The organism is Isoptericola sp. NPDC057391 (assembly GCF_042668085.1).
In the GTDB taxonomy this organism is placed as follows: Bacteria; Actinomycetota; Actinomycetes; order Actinomycetales; family Cellulomonadaceae; genus Isoptericola.
Map to the genome: position 1 here is coordinate 1 of NZ_JBHVBO010000308.1, position 2,643 is coordinate 2,643.

A 2,643-nucleotide genomic window follows, 5' to 3' on the forward strand; every position below is an offset into this window, starting at 1 on the left:
CCCACTGCGCGGGCGCCGGGCCGTCACGGGTGTACACGACCGGGCGCCGGCGCCTCAGGGGTGCGAGTGGTCGCGCGGGGTCACAGGCAGACGTGCGACCGTCCCTCCCGCACCGTGGTGCGCAGGGTGGTGCCGGGCCGCGGCGTCACCTGCAGCCGCGCGTCGTCGGTGGCGTTGACGTCGAAGCACGCGCCGTCGCGCGTCAGCACGAAGTCGCGCACGACGACGCGCCCGCCGGCCGACCGGAACACGGTGCGCCCGTCCCGCTCCAGGGAGGTCGCGCGCGGGCTCACCGTCGCGGCCCAGGTGTGCCCGCCCACGCGCACGTCGTCCACGGCGTTGCGGCCGGGCAGGGCGTGCGAGCCGAAGGTGACCGACCCGGGCCGCCCCCACGCGTCCTCGGCGACCAGCTCGTGCACCGCCATCAGGGGCATGACGTTCGACCAGGTGTAGTAGCGCCACGCGCTGTCCACGGCGGACGCGTTGATGACCTGGCCCGGCTCCGGGTCGAAGTACTCGGGGAAGTAGCCGTTCTCGTCCCAGCTGTCGAGGTACATGCGCGTGCTCTTGGTCGCCAGCTCGCCCGCGGCCTCGTCGAGCCCGTACCGCTTGAGGCCGTCGTAGACGCTGGCGTTCATCGGGGGCCAGACGGCGCCGCGCCACTGCTCGCAGGTGTTCTCCTCGCCCCAGCCCACGTAGTACGTGTACTCCTCGGACGAGGTCGCGGAGACGTCGCCGTTCGCGCAGTACTCCGCGTCGTCGCGGCTGATGCTCGGGATCGCGTGCTCGCCCCAGAACTGGTCCGGGTCGAGCAGGTTCTCCTCCACCGTGCGCTGCGCCCTCTCGGGCGTCGCGAGCCCACCGAACAGCGGGTAGAAGATCGTCGGCGTGACGACGTTCCCCCACGTCCCGTCGAGGTTGCGGTCGAGGTACATGCCGCGCTCGTCGTCCCAGAGGGTGGCGTTCGCGGCCTCCTTGGTCCGCTCCAGGACGGCGGCGAACCGCCGGGCGTCCTCGGGGCGGCCGAGCGCGGTGGCCAGCTCGGTCAGCGAGTCCGCCATCAGCGCGTAGTAGGAGGTCAGCGCGACGTCGGTGAGGTCCGTGTTGTCGCGCTCGTCGCCGCTGCCGTCCTCCTTGGCGATGCGGTCGGCGGCGAGGTAGAGGGGCAGGTCGTCGAGGCCGAGGTGGTTGCCGATCTTGCTCGGGTCCGGCTCGTAGGGCGCCTCGAGGAGGCCGTCGCCGTTCACGTCCCACTCGGGCAGCCTGTCGAAGAACTCCACGAGCGCCGGGTAGGCCTGCTCCACGAGGTCACGGTCGCCCGTGGCGTCGTAGATGCGCTTGACGGCGTAGGCGTGCATCGGGCCCGCGTGCAGCTGGTCGTAGCGGGGCCCGCCCGAGGCGAACAGCACCCGCTCGTGCTGGCGCGCCAGGTCGGGGTCCACGGTGAGCGCGGTGATCGCGTCCCAGGCGGAGTCCCAGCCGGTGAAGATCGAGTCGTTCTCCGCCCCGCCGCGGCCCCAGCCCCACACGAGGAAACTCTGCCGCGACTGCTCGTCGTAGTTGGCGTTGAGGGCCATGGCGCTGCGCATCGCCGTCGCCGCGCGGCCGGCGGGCCCGCTGCCGCTGAGCGTGCCGTCGTCGGCCTTCGCCCTGGCCCGGGCGAGGGTGCCGAGGATGCTGCCGCGGCCGGGGCGCGCCGTCGGGGGCTCGTCCGCCACGCTCGTGGTGAACGTGATCGTCTCGCCCTCCTCGAGGTCGTACCGCAGGGCGGCCGCGGCGTCGCCGGCGGCGCCCTCCTCGCCCTCCATCGCGGCGACCATGTCGTCCTCGGACGCGTAGGCCGCGCCGTCGTCCGGCGCCTGCGTCGGGAGCAGGGCGAAGTGGCCGACGGCGGACGGGTCGTCGAGCCCGGCGCCGGTGGCGCGGACGCCGTCGCCGGTCACCGCGTAGGAGTTCTCCTCGTCCCACGGCGCCGCGGCCTCGAGGAAGACGGTGGCGTCGGCGTCGCGCGCGGTGACCGACCCGACCAGGGTGTTCGGTGCCGTCCGCGCGAACCGCAGCAGGATCGTCTGCTTGTCCCGCTGCGTCTGGTCGTACCGGGCCTGCAGGGCCGGGAGCTGCTCACGCGCCTGCGCCACCTGCTCGGCGGACCACTCGTCCGGGTGGGCGAGGATCTCGCGCAGCGCCCCGAGGCGGTCGGGGGTGATCGTGCGGTCGTCGCTGCTGATCTCCACCTCGTAGTACGAGCCGTCGACCGTCACCGGGCCGATGTGTGCGACGTGGTTGAGCAGGCCCTGGTTCTCCCGGACGAGCTTCCCGGCGGACGTCAGCAGGTCGACCCGGAGGGCGAAGCGGCTCTCGCCCTCGCCGACGAGGAGGGCGCCGTTGTCGTCCCGCTCGACGTAGCCGGGCAGGGCGAAGGGGCGCTGCAGCCCGACGTCGGCGCCGGGCGGTCCGTCTGCGCCCGTCGCACCCCCGGCGGGGACGGCGACGGACGCGAGCATCGCGGCCGCGGCGCCGAGGACGACGGGGGCGCGGCGCAGGGCTCGGGTGGTGGGGCGGTCGGTCATGGTGGCTCCTGGTCTGTGAGCGCTCACATGGGTGGACGGAAGGGCGGCCGTACCCGCGCGAGGCGCGGGCACG

Annotated in this window: 1 protein-coding gene; it reads right to left on the reverse strand. The window is 74.0% G+C overall.

Features of this window, described 5'->3' with window-relative positions; all coding sequences use genetic code 11:
* Positions 1-80 precede the first annotated feature (80 nt).
* On the reverse strand, positions 81-2,570 hold the full coding sequence (locus tag ACFUVW_RS20555) for a trehalase family glycosidase (RefSeq protein ID WP_430573149.1): 2,490 nt from the start codon (positions 2,568-2,570) through the stop codon (positions 81-83).
* Positions 2,571-2,643: the final 73 nt, after the last annotated feature.

Bases quoted from the DNA above. Each gene is read 5' to 3' on its own strand.
- ACFUVW_RS20555 (WP_430573149.1), bottom strand. From the start codon at position 2,570: ATGACCGACCGCCCCACCACCCGAGCCCTGCGCCGCGCCCCCGTCGTC.